The organism is Tetzosporium hominis (assembly GCF_002265435.1).
In the GTDB taxonomy this organism is placed as follows: domain Bacteria; phylum Bacillota; class Bacilli; order Bacillales_A; family Planococcaceae; genus Chryseomicrobium; species Chryseomicrobium hominis.
Map to the genome: position 1 here is coordinate 1 of NZ_NOKQ01000109.1, position 252 is coordinate 252.

Below are 252 nucleotides of genomic sequence, written 5' to 3' on the forward strand. Positions count from 1 at the left end.
GCTTCCCTTTTGATTGGAGGAGAAAAGCTGGAGGACGGAAAGTATCAAAACGGCTATTATGTTCAGCCTGCCATTTTTGACAATGTGACATCTGAGATGACGATTGCCCAAGAAGAAATTTTCGGTCCGGTGATCGCCCTGATCAAGGTTGACTCGATGGAGGAGGCACTGGACATCGCCAATGATGTGAAGTTCGGCTTAAGCGCATCCATTTTCACGCAAAACATCGGCCGAATGCTTTCATTCGTTGAT

At 46.8% G+C, this 252-nt stretch carries 1 protein-coding gene; it reads left to right on the forward strand.

Annotation, left to right across the window (positions count from 1 at the left end; translation table 11 throughout):
* Nucleotides 1-252: aldehyde dehydrogenase family protein (locus CF394_RS00405; protein WP_133079773.1), on the forward strand; the 252-nt coding region annotated here is incomplete at both ends.